2 protein-coding genes are annotated in these 1,032 nt (G+C 53.2%); both read left to right on the top strand.

The genetic code is table 11. The features are described 5' to 3' along the window. On the top strand, positions 1–404 hold a 404-nt coding region (gene uppS, locus ACTHS3_RS14490; RefSeq protein ID WP_440368309.1), incomplete at its 5' end, for a polyprenyl diphosphate synthase. Between the two features lie 5 nt (positions 405–409). Then, a partial coding sequence (locus tag ACTHS3_RS14485) for a phosphatidate cytidylyltransferase (protein WP_440368308.1) occupies positions 410–1,032 on the top strand: 623 nt, incomplete at its 3' end.

Below are 1,032 nucleotides of genomic sequence, written 5' to 3'. Positions count from 1 at the left end.
CTGAAATCCTGAAGGGGATTGAGGCGGCAGAGGCGTTGACGGCAAACAATACCGGTTTGACTTTGAGCATTGCCGCCGATTATGGCGGCCGCTGGGATATTTTGCAGGCGGCAAATCAGTTGATTGCCGAGGGTGCAACTGAGATTACGGAAGAGGCATTGTCGCGCTATTTGATGTTGGGCGATGCACCCGAGCCGGATTTGTTTATCCGAACCGGCGGCGAGACGCGCATCAGTAATTTCCTACTGTGGCAGATGGCGTATGCGGAATTGTATTTTACGGATACGCTGTGGCCTGATTTTAATGAGAAATCGCTGAACGAGGCGATTGCTTCGTTTCAAAAACGGGAACGCCGCTTCGGGCGGACTTCCGAACAGCTGCCGCTTGAGCAGCAACGGGGTTGAGAATTATGTTGAGACAACGGATTTTAACGGCGCTGTGGCTCTTGCCGCTGATGCTGGTCATGCTGTTTTATGCACCTATGTGGCTGTGGGCGGCGTTTTGCGGCCTGATTGCCATGTTGGTTTTGTGGGAATATGCCCGCATGAGCGGCTTGGATAAGCTGAAAATCAATCATTATTTGGCGTCAACGCTGGTGTTCGGCGTGATTGCCTATGCCGGCGGTTGGCAGTTGCCCAATTTGGTTTGGTGTGTCGTATTGGCGTTTTGGCTGATTGTCATGCCTTGGTGGCTGAAAGCGAAATGGAAGCTAAACGGCGGCTGGCAGGCTTACACGGTCGGTTGGTTGTTGGTGATGCCGTTTTGGTTCGCACTGGTTTACCTGCGCCCCCAGCCTGAAGACGCGCTGTCTTTATTGGCGATTATGGGCTTGGTATGGGTGGCCGATATTGGCGCGTATTTCTGCGGCAAGTCGTTTGGCAAGCGCAAAATTGCGCCGACCATCAGCCCGGGTAAAAGCTGGGAAGGTGCAATCGGCGGCGCATTGTGCGTTGCTGTGTACATGACCATCGTATGGAAAGCCGGTTGGCTGGCTTTTGAAGCCGGTTGGTTCAAAACGATTTTGATCGGCTT

Source organism: Neisseria sp. P0009.S007, from assembly GCF_051962515.1.
Note: the sequence above shows the minus strand (reverse complement) of the source record. Positions and strands in the feature narration are given on the sequence as shown.